This window comes from Actinoplanes sp. CA-142083 (assembly GCF_050942195.1).
Taxonomy (GTDB): Bacteria; Actinomycetota; Actinomycetes; order Mycobacteriales; family Micromonosporaceae; genus Actinoplanes.
This window is the reverse complement of the sequence record NZ_CP192076.1, coordinates 4,018,324-4,036,192: the sequence shown is the minus strand read 5'-3', so window position 1 is coordinate 4,036,192 and position 17,869 is coordinate 4,018,324. Positions and strand designations below refer to the sequence as shown.

General features: G+C 72.1%; 18 protein-coding genes. 11 read left to right on the top strand and 7 right to left on the bottom strand.

The window, feature by feature from the left end; all coding sequences use genetic code 11:
• The first annotated feature begins 48 nt into the window (after nucleotides 1-48).
• Nucleotides 49-1,014 (top strand): GlxA family transcriptional regulator, encoded by a 966-nt coding sequence (locus tag ACQPZX_RS18435; protein ID WP_433382166.1) that lies wholly within the window; start codon nucleotides 49-51, stop codon nucleotides 1,012-1,014.
• Here ACQPZX_RS18435 and ACQPZX_RS18430 read toward each other — a convergent pair.
• Entirely contained in the window at nucleotides 972-1,565 is a 594-nt protein-coding gene (locus ACQPZX_RS18430; protein ID WP_433382163.1) for a class I SAM-dependent DNA methyltransferase, read from the bottom strand. The genes ACQPZX_RS18435 and ACQPZX_RS18430 overlap by 43 nt on opposite strands.
• A 75-nt stretch (nucleotides 1,566-1,640) precedes the next feature.
• Between ACQPZX_RS18430 and ACQPZX_RS18425 the strand changes: the two genes are divergently transcribed.
• From ACQPZX_RS18425 to ACQPZX_RS18395, 7 genes are all read left to right on the top strand, one after another.
• A complete protein-coding gene (locus ACQPZX_RS18425; RefSeq protein WP_433382160.1) occupies nucleotides 1,641-4,394 on the top strand; it encodes a BTAD domain-containing putative transcriptional regulator in 2,754 nt (917 codons plus the stop codon).
• A 196-nt stretch (nucleotides 4,395-4,590) separates the two neighbouring features.
• Nucleotides 4,591-5,649 carry a PQQ-binding-like beta-propeller repeat protein gene (locus ACQPZX_RS18420; protein ID WP_433385311.1) on the top strand — a complete coding sequence of 353 codons (1,059 nt, stop codon included), beginning with the start codon at nucleotides 4,591-4,593 and terminating at the stop codon, nucleotides 5,647-5,649.
• 74 nt (nucleotides 5,650-5,723) lie between these two features.
• Complete coding sequence (locus ACQPZX_RS18415) at nucleotides 5,724-7,541, top strand: diguanylate cyclase domain-containing protein (RefSeq protein ID WP_433382157.1); 1,818 nt, start codon at nucleotides 5,724-5,726, stop codon at nucleotides 7,539-7,541.
• Nucleotides 7,542-7,607: 66 nt separating this feature from the next.
• On the top strand, nucleotides 7,608-9,290 hold the full coding sequence (locus ACQPZX_RS18410) for a putative Ig domain-containing protein (RefSeq protein ID WP_433382154.1): 1,683 nt from the start codon (nucleotides 7,608-7,610) through the stop codon (nucleotides 9,288-9,290).
• Nucleotides 9,287-9,922, top strand: a complete 636-nt coding sequence (locus ACQPZX_RS18405) for a hypothetical protein (RefSeq protein WP_433382151.1) — start codon at nucleotides 9,287-9,289, stop codon at nucleotides 9,920-9,922. The genes ACQPZX_RS18410 and ACQPZX_RS18405 overlap by 4 nt, the downstream gene beginning before the upstream one ends.
• Nucleotides 9,919-11,418, top strand: a complete 1,500-nt coding sequence (locus ACQPZX_RS18400; protein WP_433382148.1) for a DUF1561 family protein — start codon at nucleotides 9,919-9,921, stop codon at nucleotides 11,416-11,418. Before ACQPZX_RS18405 ends, ACQPZX_RS18400 begins: the two co-directional genes overlap by 4 nt.
• A gap of 29 nt (nucleotides 11,419-11,447) precedes the next feature.
• Nucleotides 11,448-11,894 (top strand): PaaI family thioesterase, encoded by a 447-nt coding sequence (locus tag ACQPZX_RS18395; RefSeq protein ID WP_433382145.1) that lies wholly within the window; start codon nucleotides 11,448-11,450, stop codon nucleotides 11,892-11,894.
• Here ACQPZX_RS18395 and ACQPZX_RS18390 read toward each other — a convergent pair.
• A complete protein-coding gene (locus ACQPZX_RS18390; RefSeq protein ID WP_433382142.1) occupies nucleotides 11,872-12,795 on the bottom strand; it encodes a TIGR02452 family protein in 924 nt (307 codons plus the stop codon). The two genes, ACQPZX_RS18395 and ACQPZX_RS18390, sit on opposite strands and share 23 nt — an antisense overlap.
• A 70-nt stretch (nucleotides 12,796-12,865) precedes the next feature.
• Here ACQPZX_RS18390 and ACQPZX_RS18385 point away from each other — a divergent pair, with 70 nt between their 5' ends.
• Together ACQPZX_RS18385 and ACQPZX_RS18380 are read left to right on the top strand one after the other, a co-directional pair.
• Nucleotides 12,866-14,035 (top strand): helix-turn-helix domain-containing protein, encoded by a 1,170-nt coding sequence (locus ACQPZX_RS18385; RefSeq protein ID WP_433382139.1) that lies wholly within the window; start codon nucleotides 12,866-12,868, stop codon nucleotides 14,033-14,035.
• Nucleotides 13,948-14,382 (top strand): pentapeptide repeat-containing protein, encoded by a 435-nt coding sequence (locus ACQPZX_RS18380; RefSeq protein ID WP_433385308.1) that lies wholly within the window; start codon nucleotides 13,948-13,950, stop codon nucleotides 14,380-14,382. Before ACQPZX_RS18385 ends, ACQPZX_RS18380 begins: the two co-directional genes overlap by 88 nt.
• On the opposite strand, the gene ACQPZX_RS18375 is transcribed toward ACQPZX_RS18380, so the two are convergent.
• The 5 genes from ACQPZX_RS18375 to ACQPZX_RS18355 all read right to left on the bottom strand — a co-directional run bounded on the left by ACQPZX_RS18375 (nucleotide 14,309) and on the right by ACQPZX_RS18355 (nucleotide 17,507).
• Nucleotides 14,309-15,391 carry a hypothetical protein gene (locus ACQPZX_RS18375; RefSeq protein WP_433382136.1) on the bottom strand — a complete coding sequence of 361 codons (1,083 nt, stop codon included), beginning with the start codon at nucleotides 15,389-15,391 and terminating at the stop codon, nucleotides 14,309-14,311. The genes ACQPZX_RS18380 and ACQPZX_RS18375 overlap by 74 nt on opposite strands.
• 165 nt (nucleotides 15,392-15,556) lie before the next feature.
• The gene (locus ACQPZX_RS18370) at nucleotides 15,557-16,123 is read right to left on the bottom strand and encodes an HdeD family acid-resistance protein (RefSeq protein WP_433382134.1); all 567 of its coding nucleotides are present in this window, start codon (nucleotides 16,121-16,123) and stop codon (nucleotides 15,557-15,559) included.
• Between the two features lie 23 nt (nucleotides 16,124-16,146).
• Entirely contained in the window at nucleotides 16,147-16,791 is a 645-nt protein-coding gene (locus ACQPZX_RS18365) for an NADPH-dependent FMN reductase (RefSeq protein ID WP_433382131.1), read from the bottom strand.
• A gap of 37 nt (nucleotides 16,792-16,828) precedes the next feature.
• A complete protein-coding gene (locus tag ACQPZX_RS18360; protein ID WP_433382128.1) occupies nucleotides 16,829-17,068 on the bottom strand; it encodes a hypothetical protein in 240 nt (79 codons plus the stop codon).
• Nucleotides 17,069-17,087: 19 nt separating this feature from the next.
• On the bottom strand, nucleotides 17,088-17,507 hold the full coding sequence (locus tag ACQPZX_RS18355) for an SRPBCC family protein (protein WP_433382125.1): 420 nt from the start codon (nucleotides 17,505-17,507) through the stop codon (nucleotides 17,088-17,090).
• Nucleotides 17,508-17,579: 72 nt separating this feature from the next.
• Here ACQPZX_RS18355 and ACQPZX_RS18350 point away from each other — a divergent pair, with 72 nt between their 5' ends.
• Nucleotides 17,580-17,849 carry an ATP-binding protein gene (locus tag ACQPZX_RS18350; protein ID WP_433382122.1) on the top strand — a complete coding sequence of 90 codons (270 nt, stop codon included), beginning with the start codon at nucleotides 17,580-17,582 and terminating at the stop codon, nucleotides 17,847-17,849.
• Nucleotides 17,850-17,869: the final 20 nt, after the last annotated feature.

Below are 17,869 nucleotides of genomic sequence, written 5' to 3'. Positions count from 1 at the left end.
GGCGGGAATGCCATAGGCCAACGGATTTCAGCCAGTACCGTGGGCGGCATGCATCGCGTCGTCGTGCTCGCGCTGGACGGGGTCATACCCTTCGACCTGGCCACCCCCATCGAGGTCTTCGGACGGCTGCGGCTCCAAGGCGACGTCAAGGCCTATGACGTACGGGTGTGCGCGCCCACCCCGGAGGTGCATGCCGGCCAGTTCACCCTGCGGGCCCCGCACGGGCTGGAGGCTCTCGAGGAGGCGGACACGATCATCGTCCCGGGCCGCGAGGAGCCTGCTGACGACGTACCCGAAAAGGTCTTGATCTCGCTGCGGACGGCCGCGGCGCGCGGCACCCGGATCGCCTCCATCTGTGTCGGCGCGTTCGTGCTGGCCGCGACCGGGCTGCTGGACGGGCGACGGGCCACCACGCACTGGCTCGGCGCATCGTCCTTCGCCGCGATGTTTCCGAAGGTGGATCTCGACCCGGCCGTGCTCTACGTCGACGAGGGACAGTTCCTGACCTCGGCGGGCGCGGCGGCGGGACTCGACCTGTGCCTGCACCTCATCCGCACGGATCACGGCTCGGCGGTCGCCGCCGACGCGGCCCGGCTCTCGGTGATGCCGCTGGAGCGCGAGGGCGGGCAGGCCCAGTTCATCGTGCCGGAGCAGCCGCCGGCGCCGCGCGGGTCGACGATGGAACCGCTGCTGCGGTGGCTCGGGGAGAGCGCGGGACGGGATCTGACGCTCGACGAGATCGCGGCGCACGCCGGGATGAGCACGCGCACGCTCAACCGGCGGTTCCGCGAGCACACCGGCACGACGCCGCTGCGATGGCTGCACCTGGCGCGGATCCGCCGGGCGCAGCACCTGCTTGAGACCACGACGCAGGCGGTCGACCGGATCGGCGGGGCGGTCGGCTTCGGCTCACCGACCGCGTTCCGCGACCGTTTCAAGCGGGTCGTCGGGACGAGCCCGCAGCGTTACCGTCAGGCCTTCCAGACATCCAGGACGAACCATTCATCGTCGTGATGAATCACGCTCTCCAGCCCTAGCTCGGCCAAGACGGAGTGGGCGTGCGCGCCGTCCCAGGTCTCGCCACTGCGGTCCCGGTAGTGCACGGCGACGATCTCGCCGCCCGGCTCGAGACGGGCGCGCAGGCCGGTGAGCAGGTCGTTCAGATCGTCGGCCGACAGGTAGTAGAGCAGGTCGCCGATGACGATGAGGTCGAAGGTGCCCGAAGGCAGGTCAGCCGGCAGGATCGCCCGTTCCACCGTGACGTGGGGAAAGTCACGCACCGCCTCGGCAGCCGTGCGCACCGCCTCGGGCACCGCGTCCACCGCGAGGATCTCGTCGCAGCGCGGCGCGAGCAGCCGGGTGAGCAGGCCGACCGCGCAGCCGGGCTCGTAGCAGCGGCGGTACCGCTCGCGCGGCAGGCTCGCCATGGTCACGGCGTATTTGCGCTGGTCGGACCACTTGCTGGCATTGTCCCAGGGGTCGGTCTTGGCCTCGTACATCCCGACGAAGTGGTCCAGCGAGACCGACCGGTCGGGCGGCCGCGGCGCGTCGTGTTCTCGGGTCACGATCTGGAATTCTTCCAGTCGGGTCCCGGACTCCGTAGTTCAGCCGCTTGCCCGCCATGGCTAGCGTTGCCGGACGTGCGGGTCAGGCTTCTCGGGCCGGTCGACGTCACGGCGGGGGGCGCCGCGCGGTCGGTCGCCGGTGTTCGCCGGCAGGCGGTCCTCGCGGCCCTCGCCCTGGCGGCGGGCCACGTGGTCAGCACCGACCGGCTCGCCGACCTGGTGTGGGGCGACGCGGCCCCGCCGACGGCGGCGAACACACTGCAGAGTCACGTCTCCTACCTGCGCCGCGTCCTCGGCGAACGCGGCGCCATCCTCGCCCGCCCACCGGGCTACCTGCTCGACCTCGGCAACGAGCCGACCGACGTCGCCGCCGCCGAGCGGCTGATCGACCAGGCGGCGGAGTGCGCCGAGCCGGGTCGCCGGGCGAGCCTGCTGCGCGCGGCGATCGAGCTGTGGCGCGGGCCGGCCCTGGCCGACCTGCCGGGCTTCGAGCGCGAGGCGCAGCGCCTCGACCAGCTGCTGCTGCGCGCGCGGCGGCAGCTCGTCGACGTGCGGCTCGAGCTGGGCGAGCACGCGGCGCTGCTGGGCGAGCTCGGTGAGCTGTGCCGGCAGGACCCGCTCGACGAGGAGATGGCCGGGCGGCTGATGCTGGCCCTCTACCGAGCCGGGCGGCAGGCGGACGCGCTCGACGCGTACCGCCAGCTGCGGGCCACGCTCCGCGAGGACCTCGGCATCGACCCGGGCCCGGCGGTCCGCGACCTGGAGTCGGCGATCCTGCGCCAGGACCCGGCCCTCGACCTGCCCGCCGCACCGGTCGCCGCGACCGTCCCGGCCCAGCTGCCGCTAGCCGTGGCCACGTTCGCCGGCCGCTCCCGCGAGATGGCCGAGCTCGACCGGCTGCTGGACGAGCCGGCCGCGCACTCCGTGGTCATCTCGGCGGTCTCCGGCACCGCCGGGGTCGGCAAGACCGCCCTCGCGGTGCGCTGGGCGCACCGGGCCGCCTCCCGGTTCCCCGACGGGCAGCTCTACTGCGACCTGCGCGGCTTCGACCCGGGCGGCCAGATCATCCACCCCTGCGACGCGCTGCACGGGTTCCTCACCGCGCTCGGGATCCCCGCCGATCGGATCCCCGACCCGGTGGAGTCGCGCTCCGCGCTGTTCCGCAGCCTGCTCGCGGGCAAGCGGGTGCTGGTGCTGCTGGACAACGCGCGCGACGTCGAGCAGGTGCGGCCGCTGCTGCCCGGCTCCCCCGGCTGCCTCGTCGTGGTGACCAGCCGCAACCAGCTCACGCCGCTGCTCGCCATCGAGGGGGCGCGGCCGGTGACCCTCGACGTGCTCTCCACCCTGGAGGCCCGCGACCTCGTGGTCGGGCGCATCGGGCGGTCGCGGGCCGCGGCCGAGCCGGAGGCGGTCGGCGAGATCGTGGAGAGCTGCGCCCGGCTGCCGCTGGCGCTCGCCATCGCCTGCGCCCGGGCCGCCGCCCACCCGGAGCTTCCGCTGGCCAAGCTGGCCGGCGAGCTGCGGGACGCGGCCGGGCCGCTGGACGCCCTCGACGGCGGCGACTGCGGCACCGACCTGCGGGCGGTCTTCTCCTGGTCGTACCGGCGGCTCGACCCGCCGGCGGCCCGGCTGTTCCGGCTGCTCGGTCTGCTCCCGGGGCCGGAGGTGACGGCGTCGGCGGCGGCCAGCCTCGCCGCGCTGCCCCTGGCCCGGACCCGGACGCTGCTGGCCGGGCTGGCCGAGGCGCACCTGATCACCGAGAAGACGGCGGGCCGGTTCTCGGCGCACGACCTGCTGCGCGCGTACGCCGCCGAGCTGGCCCGGCTGACCGACCGGGTCGACGCGCTGCGGTCGGCGCAGCACCGGCTGCTCGACCACTACACGCACAGCGCGCACCGGGCCGCCGCTCTGGTGCACGAGCCCTCCGACCCGCTCACGCTCGACCCGCCGCGCGACGGGGTCACCCTGGCCTCGCTGGCCGACCGGCCGGACGCGCTGTGCTGGTTCGGCGCGGAATACCCGACGCTGGTCGCGGCGATCGAACGGGCCGGGGACGAGGGCTTCGACGCGTACGTGTGGCGGCTGGCCCTGATCTTGTGGGACTTCCAGGATCGGCAGGGCCGGTGGCACGACCTGTCCGCGTCGATGGCGAACGCGCTGGCCGCCGCGTACCGGATAGGCGATCGCGACGCCCAGGCCCGCATCCACCGCCGCGCCGCCGTGGCCGCGCGGCGTCTCGGCCGCGGCGACGACGCCGAAGGGCACCTGCGGCAGGCGCTCGCCCGCTACCAGGAGCTGTCCGACCGGGCCGGCGAGGCGCGCATCGTCTTCAGCCTCACCGTGCTCTTCGACCAGCAGGACCGGCACGCCGACGCGCTGCGGCACGCGCGGATGGCCTTCGACCTGCACCAGGAGCTCGGCGACCGGCGCGGGCTGGCGTCGGCGACCAACGCGATCGGCTGGTGCCTGTCCCGGATGGGCGACTACGAGGAGGCGGCGATCCACTGCCGCCGGGCGCTCGAGGAGCACCGGGCCATCGGCGACGAGGAGGGCGAGGCGGAATCGCTGGACAGCCTGGGGATGGTCCACCACCACCTCGGCGAGCACCGGCAGGCGGTGGCCGACTTCGAGGGCGCGCTGCGGATGTTCCGGCAGGGCGCCGACCGGTGGGCGCAGGCGCAGGTGCTCGGCCACCTGGGCGACGCGCACCTGGCGGCCGGCGCGCCGGAGGCGGCCCGCGGCTCGTGGCGGGAGGCGCTCGCGATCCTGCATTCGCTGTCCCACCGCGACGCCGACGCGGTGCGCGCGAAGCTCGACAGCCTGCGCTGAGCCCGCGGTCACGTTTCAGGCGCGCATCAGGGCCGCTCCAGCGCCGCGCGCCATCGTGCCTGATGAGGTCAACCAGGCTCTTCGCTCTCTCCGTAGCCGTCGTGGGCGCGCTGGCGCTCACCGGCGCGGCGCAGGCGGCCCCGGTGACGTGGCCGCAGTTCGGGCATGATGCCGCCAAGTCCGGCGCCAGCTCGCCCTGCCCGCGACCGGCTGCGGCAGCGACAGCTGCGACCCGCTCTGGACGGCGAAGCTGACCAACGGCGCCCACACCACCCCGGCGGTGTCCGGCGGGCTCGTGTTCATCTCGACGGCCGGCTCGGCCGACAACGGCCTCGGCGTGCTCTCCGCGTTCCGCGCGGCCGGCTGCGGCAAGCCGACCTGCGATCCGGTGTGGACGGCGCCGGTGCCCAACACCGCGTCCTCGCCGACCGTGTCCAACGGCATCCTCTACATCGTCTCCGGCGACGGCCGGCTGCTCGCCTTCACCTCGAACGGCTGCGGCCGGTCGACATGCGCGCCACTGTGGACGGGCAATCTCAAGTCGTCCTCGAACGGCGCGCCGGCCGTCGCGAACGGGCTGGTCTACGCGACCTCGGCGGAACGGCTGGTGGCGTTCCGGGCCGCCGGCTGCGGCCTGAAGACGTGCCCGCCGGTCTGGGCGAGCCGGCCGGTGGCCGGCTCCGACACGGGTTCCGGGCTCATCCAGAACGCCGGGCCGACGGTCAGCGGCGACAAGGTGTACTTCCCGAGCGTCGACTTCCAGGCGCCCGACGGAAAGGCCGGCACCGTGTACGCGTACTCGTCGGCGGCCTGCCTGAGCGCGCACACCCTGGACTGCACCCCGCTGTGGGTGGCGCACCCGGCCGACTTCGACTCGATCAACAACAACCTGACCGTCTCCGACGGCATCCTGTACGGCGGTGCGGTGGGCTTCGTGTTCGCCTTCGACGCCAACGGCTGCGGGAAACCGGTCTGCGGATTCCTCTGGTTCGGCGGCCTCGGCACCGCCTCCGGCACGAACGCGTCGCCCTCGGTGGCCGGCGGAGTCGTCTACTACACCCAGAACGTGGGCACGATCGGCGGCTTCGACGCCGGCGGCTGCGGCGACCTGAGCTGTCCGCCGCTGTGGTCGGCGGTGACCCAGCCGTTCGAGGCCTTCATGACCACACCGGTGATCGTGAACGGGCGGGTCTACGTGGCCGGCCCCTCGGTCGGCGGCCAGCCCACGATGTGGGTCTATCACCTCGCGAAGTAACCCCGTGAAGGGCCGCGCGTCCCATGTATCGCACATGGGACGCGCGGCGCGGGCATTCGAGAGATCATGATGGGGTGAGTGGCCGCGCGTTCGGGATCCTGTCGCCTTTCGTCGGGGGCGACTACTACGGGGCGATCATCGAGGGGATCAACGCGGCCGCCTCCGAGGGCGGCGATCGGATCATGGCGATCCAGACGCTCGACCCGGGCGCGCACAGCGCCGACCGGGCCGGAGTACCCGATTTCCGCAAGCCGTTGTCGTGGAAGCAACTGGCGGGGCTGGTGGTGCTGCCGGGGGCGGTGGACACCGCGTACGCGATGGAGGCACGCGCGCACGGGCTGCCGGTGGTGTTCGTGGCGCAGGACGCGAACGGCAGCGGGTGCTCGGCCGTGCTGGCGGACAATCGCAGCGGCGTACGGGATGCTGTCGCCCACCTGATCGGCCACGGCCACGAGCGGATCGCCTTCGCCGGCCACCTCTCGCATTTCGATCTCCGCGAGCGGCACGAGGGGTACCGGGAGGGGCTGCTCGCGCACGGCATCACGCCGCGGCCGGACCTGCTCTTCGAGACCGGCGACAACCACGAGAGCGGCGGGGAGGCGGTGGCGGACACGCTGATCCGGGCGGGGATGCCGGCCACGGCGATCGTCCTGGGCACCGACCGCAACGCGATCGGCCTCGCCTCCCGCATGTCGGCCGCGGGCTACGACCTCCCCCGCGAGTTGGCCGTGGTGGGCTTCGACGACATCGCCGATGCCACCTACATGCGCCCCAGCCTGTCGACTGTCCGCCAGCCCCTCGACGTGCTCGGCTCGGTGGTGTACGACCTCCTTCAGTCCCTTTTGTCCGACATGTCATCGCAAACGCGATATGTCACGACGGCGTTTGTCCAGCGTGACTCATGCGGCTGCCCGGCCCGGGGCCTTCCGGTGTCCGAAAAAGCGGCACGCGCGCTTTTTGCCCAGGTGCAATACCTGCAAAGCACCCTCAACATCCAGTACGAGCTGGGCATCGAGCTGCTCGGCACCCACGAGCGCGACCCCCGCGCCCTCGAATGGCTCGGCCAGACCCCCGCCATCGCCGGCAGCCTCGGCCTCTGGACGCCGGGCGACGAGAGCCGCCTGGAGGTCGTCGGCGACTTCCGGGCCGGCTGCGACACCGGCGCGGCCCTCGGCGCCGACGAGTTCCCGCCCCCGCAGCTGTTCGAGAAGACCGACGGGCGCGCCGGCGACGTCGTCTTCCTCGTCCCGGTGCGCAGCCGCAACCGCGACTGGGGCGTGCTTGCCGCGGTCGGGCGCATCCAGTCCACCACTCCGCCCGGCCGCGAGATGATGAACCAGTCCGGCGCCCTGCTGGCCGCCGCCCTCGACTACGAGGTGATGATGGCCGCCCTGCGCGCGCAGGAGGAGAGCCTGCGCAACGCGGCCCTGCACGACCACCTCACCGGCCTGCCCAACCGGGTGCTGCTCGAGGACCGGATGGAACAGGCCGGGCTGCGGGCCGCCCGCCAGCCCGGGTACCGGTTCGCGATCCTGCTGCTCGACCTCGACGGCTTCAAGGCGGTCAACGACACGCTCGGCCACGCGTCCGGCGACCTGCTGCTGATCGAGGTGGCGCGCCGCCTCACCGGCCTGCTGCGCAAGTCCGACACCGTGGCCCGCCTCGGCGGCGACGAGTTCGTCGTGCTGCTGGACGGCGTGGTCTCGGCCCAGACCGTGATCGACAACATCACGACGGCGATCTCCTCCCCGTTCTTCATCGACGGCGAGCGGGTCGAGGTCGGCTGCAGCATCGGCATGGCGATGTCGGCGGAGGGCGGCGCCGACCCCGACCACATGCTGCGCGAGGCCGACGCGGCAATGTACAAGGCGAAGTCGGCGGCGAAGCGCTGATTGTCCTAAACCTGCGCTCCCGGCGGCCGATGTGACGGTTAGCGGGAAGAGGCCGGGAGAGCGCGCGTGGGCAAGGAACGGGGCTTCAGCACCGTCGAGATGATCGTCGCGGTGGCGATCGTGACCGTCACCATGCTCGCGAGCGCCCCGTTCTTCGTGAACGGACTGGCCACCGTCAACCGGCAGCGCTCCCGGCAGGCCGCGATCCAGCTCGCCGAGACCGCCATGGAGCAGGTGCGCGGGCTCAAGGGCAGCGCGCTGCTGACCGGCCGCAGCATCAACGCCACCCAGGCGCAGTTCACCGCCGCCCCGGAGGTGGTCAAGCCCTACCTGAAGACGATGCAGGTGGCCGCCGACGTCATGACCACCAGCGGCTCGACCGAGGGCGCGGACGCGCCGATCTCCACGTCGGCCAGGTTGATCAGTGTCGGCGGGGTCGACGCCTGGGGAAAGAGCGTCAAGGGAACCACTTACACGCAGAACATCTACGTCGGCCAGTGCGAGGTCTACCTGACCGGCACCAGCGAGTGCGTCTACCCGAAGGGCGCGGGCGCCCCGGCCGACGCCACTCAGATCCTGCAGTTCTTCCGGGTGGTGGTGCTCGAGACCTGGCCGGACCGGTCCTGCGCCGCCGGCACCTGCAGCTACGTCGCCACCACTCTGGTGTCCCGGGCCTCCGAGCCGACGTTCGACTTCAACCGCCCGGCGCCGCAGGTCATGGACAACAACCAGACCTGGTATCTCGGGGACAGCGTCACGTACCAGTTGAAGGCCCGCGGCGGTCAGCTCCCGAACACCTGGACGATCGGCAAGCTCCCGGCCGGGCTGTCGCTGGCGCCCTCCGGAATGATCACCGGAACCGCGACCCCGCTCGGCGTCGTGTCGACCACGGCCACGGTCACCGACCACGCGAACCGCAGCAACACCGGCCCGGTCACCTTCACCGTGGTGCAGCCGCCCACTCCCGTCGTTCCCGCGAGCGTCACCAGCCGGGTCGGCGACGTCTACAGCCTGACCCTGTCCGCCACGAACGGCGTCGCGCCGTACGGCTCCTGGACCGCGACCGGCCTCCCGCCCGGGCTGCAGATCGACGCCGCGACCGGCGCCATCACCGGCAGCCCGACCACCACCGGGGTCTACACGGTGACCGTCACCGTCGCCGACGCCAACCAGCGAACCGGCACGGCCACCTACAAGCACACCGTGCAGCCGGCCCTGACCCTCAGCGGCCTGTCCGACCAGACGATCGATGCGAAGGCGAAGCTCGTCTTCACCGCGGTCGCCGCGGGTGGCGACGGCAACTACACCTACAGCGCCACCGGCCTGCCCCCCGACGTGACGATCAACAAGAACAGCGGCGCCGTCAACGACAACGTGAAGGCGACCGGCCGGTTCCTGGCCACGATCACCGTCACCGACGGCAGCGGCGGCACCGCGAGCCGGGCGATCGTGGTCACCGTGACCAGCAGCGACTCGCTGGTCTTCAACTCCCCGCCGCTGGCCGCGCCCGACCAGGTCACGGCGAAGGGCACGGCCACGTCGCTGACCCTGGCCACCAACGGGACGCTGCTCGGCCTGTCCCCCTTGCTGAGCGTCACCGGCCTGCCGCCCGGCCTGACGTTCAACGCCCTGACCGGGGTCATCTCCGGCACGCCGACCACGGCCGGCGCCTACACGGTGACCGCGACGGCCACCGCGCTGGCCCCGCCCAGCAGCAGCAGCCTCACCTTCATCTGGAAGATCACATGAACGACGACGACGAGAGCGGCTACTCCCTGCTGGAGGTCGTCGTCGCCACCGGGTTCATGCTCATGGTCCTGGTGATGGTCGCCGGCGGCCTCAGCTTGATCTACTCCAACTTCAACCGGGTCGACGAGCTCGGCACCGCGCGGGACCAGATCGGCAACAGCTTCCGGCGGCTGGACAAGGAACTGCGCTACGCCACCTGGGTCAGCAAGGAGGGTCAGGTGGGCAACGCCTGGTACCTGGAGTACGCCACCACCACCGACTGCCGGCAACTGGTGTTCAACAACGGCGTCCTGACCCGGGCGATCTGGACGCTGCCCGGCACGACGCCGGGGGCGCCGACCACCATCGCCACCAATCTCACGCTGACCGACGCCGGCATTCCGCCCTTCAAGGTCTACGCGCCCGGCGACCAGCCCTTCGCCACGCCCAGCCCGAGCCCGAGCCCGAGCGCCACCGGCATCGACAACGGCGTCGGCAAGGACTACGAGCTCGAGCACAGCCAGATCCGGCTCCGGTTCACCGGCCGGCTCGGCAAGACCACGCTGCCGCTGGACGTGCTCTTCACGGCGCAGAACACCAACCGCAACACCCCGGCGGCCAACGACTGCAGCAAGGGAAGGCCAACCGCATGAGGTTCCGCGACGACGAGGGCTCGTTCCCGATGGCCATGCTGGTCGTCACGGTCGCGCTGGCGCTCTCGGCGACGATGGTCCCGATCGTGGTCCGCCAGATCAAGAGCACCCAAAGTTACGACCAGCGCGGCGCCGCGCTCGACGCCTCCCAGGCCGGCCTCGACGTGATGATGGCCCGCGTGCGCGCCGCCGCGGACAGCGCGCAGAACGGCTACCTGGAGAACCTGCCGCCCTGCAAGATGACCGGGATCGTGGGCGCGACCGGCGGCGGCATCACCTCGACCTACACGGTCACGGTCACCTACCGCGACCGGGACGGCAACAGCGTCACCGGCTGCGCCGTCAACGACGTGCCCACCACCGCGATCGTCCAGTCGGCCGGCACCAGCGGCGCGGTCACCCGGACGCTGACCGCCACCTACGTCTTCTCCACCAGCAACACCAACATTCCGGGCGGCCAGATCAGGATCTCCAGCAGCACCCTGGGCGACCAGTGCCTCGACGCCGGCTCGGCGCCCAGCCCGCCGGCCGGGACGCCGGTCACCATGCAGAAGTGCAACGGCAGCAGCGAGCAGCAGTTCGGGTACACCGCCGACCTGTACCTCCGGCTGATCTACTCGGAGTCGTCCGCCGCCCCGTCGGGCACCTGCCTGTTCGCGAACTCGACGCGGGTCAGCAACGTCACCCCGATCGTGTTCCAGCCCTGCCCGACGGTGCGGACCACGAACTTCCAGTGGGCGCTCGACGGCAGCAGTGTCTTCCACGCCACCACCTCGGCCAGCAAGTCCGACGGCAGCTTCTGCATGAACGTGAAGACCCCGGGGTCGAGCAGCGACCACACGGTGCTCCTGGCCGGCTGCGGCGCCAACTCGACCAAGAACGTCTTCTACTCCGCCCCCGGCGTCGGCGCGGGCATGGCCGGCGACGCGACCAACCAGCTGGTCAACTACAAGCAGTTCAGCCGCTGCCTGGACGTGACGAGCAAGAACATGGGCGCCACGTACATGATCGCCTGGTTCTGCAAGCAGGATCCGGGCGCGCTGGTCGACTTCAACCAGCAGTGGGTCCACCCCGTGCCGGTGCTGCCCGAGATCTACAAGGCCGGCCCGATCATCGTCAACAACGCCAGCTCCAACAGCAACGCCAACAACAGCTCGGCCAACAACAACTACTGCCTGAAGTCGCCGGGCGTCGTCACCACGACGTCGTGGGTGACCGTGGTGACCTGCAAGGACGCCGCGACGCAGGCCCAGGCCGCGCTGACCTGGAAGGTCTACCACGACACCGGCGACTACGGCACCAGCTACCGGATCATGGACTACAAGGGCAACTGCCTGCAGCCCACCGAGCAGGGCACCGGCGTCGCCAACAACTATCACAGCGACGGCACCAGCAAGGTCATGGTCGCCACCTGCAGCACGGCCGACATCCAGAAGTGGAACGCGCCGGCGAACATCAACCAGCCGACGCCACTGGTCAACCTCACCGAGAAGTAGCCGTCACCGGCGCCGCCGACAATGCGCGGATGGATGCGACGGACGTGGCGCGTGACCTGCTCTCCCCGATCCCCGCGCACGAGACGACCGGCCTCTCGGTGGTCTCCGCGTCGGACGGCGTCGGCGTGGTCGCCATGGACGCGCCGCCCGCGCTGGCGAACGTGATCGGCTCCCTGCACTCCAGCGGCCTGATCACCCTGATCGACGCGGCGGGCCTGGCCGCCATCATCGCCGTCTACCCCGACATCATCCCGCTCGGCTCGGCTGCCACCCTCCGCTTCCTGTCCCCCGCCCGAGGCCGGCTCATCGCGACCTGTTCCCTCGACACCCACGCCCGCGATCAACTCGCGGCCCTGGCCGCCCGGGCCACCCCCAAGATCAAGATCAAGACCGCCGCCGACGTACGGGATGAGCACGGCACCCTGGTCTGCCAGGGCACGTTCGACTGGAGCGTCAGGTCGTCGCGAGCCGCCTGAACGCGTCCCGCTTGTCGAGCACCGCGAACGTGATGTGCTCGAACCAGGGGCTTTCCCCGATCGCCCCCGCGAACGCCTCGGCCACCACGCCCGCGTCGTTCCCGAAGACCCCGCACCCCCAGGCCCCCAGCACCAGCCGCCGATGCCCGTGCGCCGCCGCCACCGCGAGCACCCGCGCCGCCCGCCGCCGCAGAATCCCCGGCACGCTGTCGAGCAGCTCCGGCTGGTTGGTCACGATCGCCGCCCGGTTGGGCGCCGCCGCCGTGAGGAACGAGACCGGGTACGCCGCGTCGAGCAGCACCCCGCGGTCGTCCCGGAACACCGGCACCTTCGGTGAGTAGATGACCCGGTCCGAGTACGTGAGCTCGGAGTGCGCCCGGTGGTAGTCGTAGAACTCCCCCGCCGCCCGCAGGCTGTGATACAGAGCGGACGCGCGGGCGATGCTCTCCTCCTGAGCCTGAGCCCCGTTCAGAAACCCACCACCCGGGCTACGAGCCGACGCGAACACCAGCGCCGCCACGTCCCCGCCAAGCCGCCGCGCCGCCTCCAGCGTCGACTCCCCGGTCACCTCCACGGTGGCCGCCCCCGGCGTCCCTGCCACGCCCCGCGCCCGCGCCGCGCCCCGCGCGCCCACCGCGCCCTGCGGCCCCACCGCTCCCTGCGCCCCCACCGCTCCCTGCGCCCCCACAGCGCCTTGCGCTCCCACCGCGCCTTGCGCCCCCACCGCGCCCTGCGCCCCCGCGGCCCCTGGCGCCTCCCCGGGCAGCGGCGTGTCCGGCCCGTACAGCCGGGTCCCCGCCACCGCCGCCGCCACCTGGTCCGCGATGGACACGTCGCGGTAGCCGCCACGCTCCACAATGTCCACCGTCTCGCGGGCGATGGCCTTCAACCGGCTGCTCACCGGTCCATCATCACCCATCCGCGGTACAGGTCTGTTCCACTGTGCGCCGGGACGTGCCTACCGTCGGGGCATGACTGTGGGTGAGCGGATCAAAGCGCGGCGTCTCCTGCGCGGCTGGAGCGTCCGGTACGCGGCCAGCCGGGCCGGCATCTCGCACGCCACGTGGAGCCGGATCGAGCGGGGTCAGCAGGCCGCCGACAACCGGTTCGTGCTGGCCGAGATCGCGGCGGCGCTCGAGTGCTCGTCGGCCGAGCTGGTCGGGGTGTCGGTGCCGGCGGCCGACCGGGAGACGGTCGCGGCGCAGGTGGCGGTGCACGGGATCCGGCAGGCGCTGGTCGACGTCGATCTGCGGGAACGGCCCGTGCGGCCCGCGCTGCCGGTCGCCGAGCTCACCCGTACGATGGAATTGATCGATGCCCTGCGCCGGGCCTGCGATTATGCCGGCGCCGGACGCATCCTCCCGGATTTCCTGCGTGCCGCGCACGCGGCCGCCGCCGGGCCGGAAAGGCCCGGGGCGCTCAGGGTGCTGTGCGAGGGTGCGTTCCACGCGTCGGGGGTGGTGCGCAACCTCGGGCACCCGGCGGAGGCGTGGCTCGGCGCCGAAAGATCGCGCGAGGCGGCCGAGGCGGCGGACGACCCGGTGCTGGTGGGCTTCGCGACGTATGCCCGGGCGTGCGCGGCGTCGGCGTGCGGCTCCTACCAGCGCACCCTCACGATGGCGTCGGCGGCGATCGACGACCTGCGGCCCCACCTCGCGCGGCGCGGCGCCCTCGAGGCGCTCGGCATTCTGCAGCTGGTCTGCGCCGACGCGGGGCGCGGGCTCAAGCGCCTGGACGACAGCCGCGCCTGGAGCACCGAGGCCGCCGAGCTGGCCGCGCGCACCGGCGAGTCGGACGAGCTGGGCCTGTTCTTCGGCCCCACCAACGTCAACATCTGGCGGATCGCCATCGAGGCGGACGGCGGTGCGCCCGGCCGGGCCCTGGAGATCGCCGGCGAGACCAACCCGGCGGTGATCGACGCGGGTTGCCGGCAGGTCTTCTACTACGCCGACGCGGCGCGGGCCCTGGCCCAGATCAACGGCAAGGAGAAGGACGCGGTCCGCTATCTGCTGACGGCAGAACGGATAGCCCCACAGCACCTGCACGCGTCACGATTGGCCCAGGAGACAACGCGGGCGCTGCTCGAGCGCTCGGGAGGAACGCAATTGCGCGGCCTCTGCGAGCGCATGGGCGTCGCCTGACCCATCGGCGCGCGGGCACTCACGGGCGCGCGGCGCTCACGGGCGCGGCGCTCACGGGCGCGGCGCTCACGGGCGCGGCACTCACGGGCGCGGCACTCACGGGCGCGGCACTCACGGGCGCGGCACTCACGGGCGCGGGGGCGGCACTCGCGGGCGCGGGGGCCGCACTCGCGGGCGCGGGGGGGGCGGCACTCGCGGGCGCGGCCGCGGCACTCGTGAGCGCGGGCGGCATTCGCGGTGCAGCCTGGGCTGATCGGCGCAAGCCACGCGCGCTCATCGGCGGGAGCGGCGTGCGATCAGGAGGCCGACCAGCGCGGCCGCCGCGAGGACGAGGACGCCGCCGGTGATCAGGGCGCCGGCCGGGAGGCGATCCTCCGCGGTCTCCTGCCGGGCCTGGGTCGTCGCGGCTCGGCTCGGCGCTCTGCTGGCCGGTTTCGAGGACGGTGAGGGCAAAGACGTGGTCGGTGGCGGCGCCGGCCGGCCGGAGATCGCGTACCGCAGCAGGTCGGCCGCGGTCCCGGCGGGCTGCCGCGACACCTCCGAGATGGTCAGGATCGCGGTCCCGTCCGGCGTGTAGGCGACCGACTCCCCCTGCGGCTCGTTCGGCAGGGGGATCTGCCGCGGGTCGCCCTTCGTGATCGCGCCGGCCACATCGCCGCCCACGACATCGAATTCGAAGGCGTCCGCGTACGTCCTGAGCACGGCGTGCCGGCCATCGGGGCTCACCGCGCCCCCGGTGATCACCAGCCCCCCCGCGAACGAGAAGGGATTGCTCGTCGTCGTGATCGGCAGCGTGACCGACGCGAGCCGCTTCAGCGCCGTCGTCCGCCCGGCCCGCAGCGCCCCGACCGGCTCGTAGACACCGGCCTCCGCCACCGTCTTGGTCACCACGATCGGCGTGCCGGCGGGTGTGATCAGCAATGCCTCGGCGTCGTGCGCGCCGTCCGGATAGGACAGGCGGAACAGTTCCGGCTTCTTGGCCCCCGGCGGCAGCCGCCACAGCCCGACCGTGTCCCGGTTCGCGTCGTTGTCCCCGATGTCCGCGACCCAGAGCGTCCCGTCGGGGGCGAGCCCCATGTCCTCGGTGTCCCGGGGCCGGGACGGATACGACACCGTACGCGTCACCTGGCATTTTTTATCCAGGTAGAAGATCTTCCGAGCGGCGGGGTCATCCGAGCCGTCATTGACCACGACATATCCGGACTCGGTGGCCACGAGGCCGGACAGCTCGGTCATCCGCCGATCCTCGACCCGGCACTCCCGCTGCGGTCCGGCCAGCGCCACCCCGGGCGTGACCAGCGCGAGACCGATCCCCAACACCGTCGCGGCCAGCGCCGCCCCCGCCCGCAGAATCATCGCGTCCCATTCCAGCAGACGACCCCCACCTCGCGCCCGCACTCGTGCCGCAGCTCTCTCGCCGGCGCCTGACATGGGCATCGCCGACCGAGATCGGAGCCAAGAACCTGGACCGCCTCAACGACGGCGATGCCGGCGTCGAGTGCCCCGAGTGCGACACCGCCTTCACGCTGGAAGAGACGCTCCAGGCCGCGCCCGCAGCACCAGGAACAGCTGCAGCGCCCCCATCAGGAGCAGCCAGATCCCGGTCAGCACCACCAGCGTCTTCAGCGACGGGCCCGGCCAGATCAGCACGATGAGCCCGCCCAGGACCGTCACGCCGCCCAGCACGCCGACCAGCACCCGGGCCGGGCCGGTGCGGTGGCCCGCGAACGCCTCGACCAGCCCCACGATCCCGCCGACCAGCCATGCCACCCCGATCAGCGTGGCGATGACCAGCAGCGACAGCACGAGGTGGCGCAGGCAGATCACGCCGGCGATGACGAACAGCACGCCGATCACCGCGTTCAGCGCGCGGCTGGTGCCGTCGGCGGCGTGCGCGGTGATGGCGTTGACCAGGTTGATCGCGCCGTGGAAGAGCAGCCACAGGCCGAAGAGGATGGCGCCGACGTAGAGCGTCGCCTGGGGCCAGACCAGCATCATGATGCCGAGGATCAGCGAGACCGCGGCGCCGCCGAGGGCGAGCCACCAGAGCATCTTTTCCGTGCGATCGGTCGAAAGCATCGTCGACATCGAAACCTCCCGGACAGGAGCGTTTACTCGCCAGGTCGCCAGATCTCCGCCCGCCAGCTGCGGAACGGGGTCGCGTCGTTGCGCTGCACCACAGGGTAGAGGCTGGACACCGCCTGCCACGAGGGCTGCGACCTGGTTTTCGGCGCCGCGAGCGCCCGCGCGACCGTCTGCAGCATGTCGAGCAGCGCCTGATGCAGTTGCGGGTCGGCGACCGTGCCGTGGTCGTCCATCGCGGACTGGGTCAGCGGGATCCGCACGCACGCCGCGGGCAGCACCTTGGCCCCGGAGTGCGCGAGCACCGTCTCCAGCGCCGTGCACGCGCCCTCGTCCTGCCCGGGCACCGCCACCGACAGCCACGCCGCCGGCTTCCCGGTGAGGTCGCCGCCGTCGACCAGCCAGTCGAGCAGGTTCTTCAAGCTGCCGGGCATCGACCCGGCGAACTCGGGCGTGCTGAACAGCACCGCGTCCGCCGCCGCCACCTGCAGCCGCAGAAACGAGATCGGGTCGGGCGGCGAGTACTCCCCCGGCACGAAGGCCGGCAGGTCGCGCAGCCCGTCGAAGAGCGACGCGCTGATCTCCGCGGGCGCGAACCGGGCGGCCGTCCGCAGCGCCGCCGTGTGCAGGGAGTCGGCCCGGGTGTTACCCGAGATCAGCAGAATGCGCGTCATGCCGGCGACGATACGGCCCGACGGTGACGCCCAGGTGTCACGGCACCCACCCCGGCAGAGCCCGTTCGCGATAGCTGTCCGGCGACTGCGCGATCGCCGTCGCCAGCGCATCGACGAACGCCCGCCCCTCCGACGAGTACCGCTCCCGCTCGCCCGCCTCGAGCCGCACCATGATCGAGGTGTCGACGGCCGGCAGATGAACATTCACGTCCAGATAGAGGTCGTCACCCTGGGCGAGCAGAAACCACGCGTGGGGCTCGTACGCCACAACATCCATGCATATCAAATATCAAATATCAGATGCCCAGAACACCCCGTTCGAGCACCGTCTTCAGCCGGGCGAGATTCTCCCGCACCTCCGAGCCGGGAAACTTGCCGGCCAGGGCGAGCACGAGGCGCCCGGGCACGCCCAGTGGAACGTGCAGCCGCTCCCGGACGCGAGTGACATCGGGCCGGTCGGCGAAGAACTCGAGCTCCCACACCCCGCGGATCGAGCCCCGCGTGCCGTACCGCAGGTAACGCGGCGCCAACTCCCGGCTCACCACGACGGTCATGGTCAGCCCATACGGCGTCACATGCCAACGGTAGGCCAGCTCCGACAGCTTCTCGACCCGGTCGACATCGCCGACGTAGCGGGCCACGTTGGTGAGGTCGCGACAGAAGCCGTACACCGCCTCGGCGGGCCGGCGGATGACGACCTCTTCCGCCACGGTCATAGCCCGAACGCTAGGCCGCCGAGCCGCCGACAGCGTGAGCCATGCGACTCCCTTCGAGTTCTTATCAAGAACATGAGCACACGTACGTCGTGGGCGAGGTCACCGCGCTCGGGCAGGCGGTCGGGCACCTCGTACGGCGCCGGCATCCCGGACGACGAGCTGCCCTACATCTTCGAGCGCTTCTTCCGAGGCCGGCACGCCGAGACGCAGGCGGTCCCCGGCATGGGCCTGGGCCTCGCGATCGCCTGGCGCATCGTCACCGCGCACGGCGGCAGCCTGGCCGTGACCTCCGCCGGCGCCGGCTGCGGCACGCACGCGAGAATCTCTCTGCCCGCGGGGTGACTGGGGTCACAACATGCCCC

What these genes read in the sequence shown, in the direction of transcription:
- ACQPZX_RS18435 (WP_433382166.1), top strand. Translation starts at nt 49, where the DNA reads ATGCATCGCGTCGTCGTGCTCGCGCTGGACGGGGTCATACCCTTCGAC.
- ACQPZX_RS18370 (WP_433382134.1), bottom strand. Translation starts at nt 16,123, where the DNA reads ATGTCGACGATGCTTTCGACCGATCGCACGGAAAAGATGCTCTGGTGG.
- ACQPZX_RS18395 (WP_433382145.1), top strand. Translation starts at nt 11,448, where the DNA reads ATGGATGCGACGGACGTGGCGCGTGACCTGCTCTCCCCGATCCCCGCG.
- ACQPZX_RS18385 (WP_433382139.1), top strand. Translation starts at nt 12,866, where the DNA reads ATGACTGTGGGTGAGCGGATCAAAGCGCGGCGTCTCCTGCGCGGCTGG.
- ACQPZX_RS18350 (WP_433382122.1), top strand. Translation starts at nt 17,580, where the DNA reads ATGAGCACACGTACGTCGTGGGCGAGGTCACCGCGCTCGGGCAGGCGG.
- ACQPZX_RS18360 (WP_433382128.1), bottom strand. Translation starts at nt 17,068, where the DNA reads ATGGATGTTGTGGCGTACGAGCCCCACGCGTGGTTTCTGCTCGCCCAG.
- ACQPZX_RS18400 (WP_433382148.1), top strand. Translation starts at nt 9,919, where the DNA reads ATGAGGTTCCGCGACGACGAGGGCTCGTTCCCGATGGCCATGCTGGTC.
- ACQPZX_RS18365 (WP_433382131.1), bottom strand. Translation starts at nt 16,791, where the DNA reads ATGACGCGCATTCTGCTGATCTCGGGTAACACCCGGGCCGACTCCCTG.
- ACQPZX_RS18375 (WP_433382136.1), bottom strand. Translation starts at nt 15,391, where the DNA reads ATGATTCTGCGGGCGGGGGCGGCGCTGGCCGCGACGGTGTTGGGGATC.
- ACQPZX_RS18355 (WP_433382125.1), bottom strand. Translation starts at nt 17,507, where the DNA reads ATGACCGTGGCGGAAGAGGTCGTCATCCGCCGGCCCGCCGAGGCGGTG.
- ACQPZX_RS18405 (WP_433382151.1), top strand. Translation starts at nt 9,287, where the DNA reads ATGAACGACGACGACGAGAGCGGCTACTCCCTGCTGGAGGTCGTCGTC.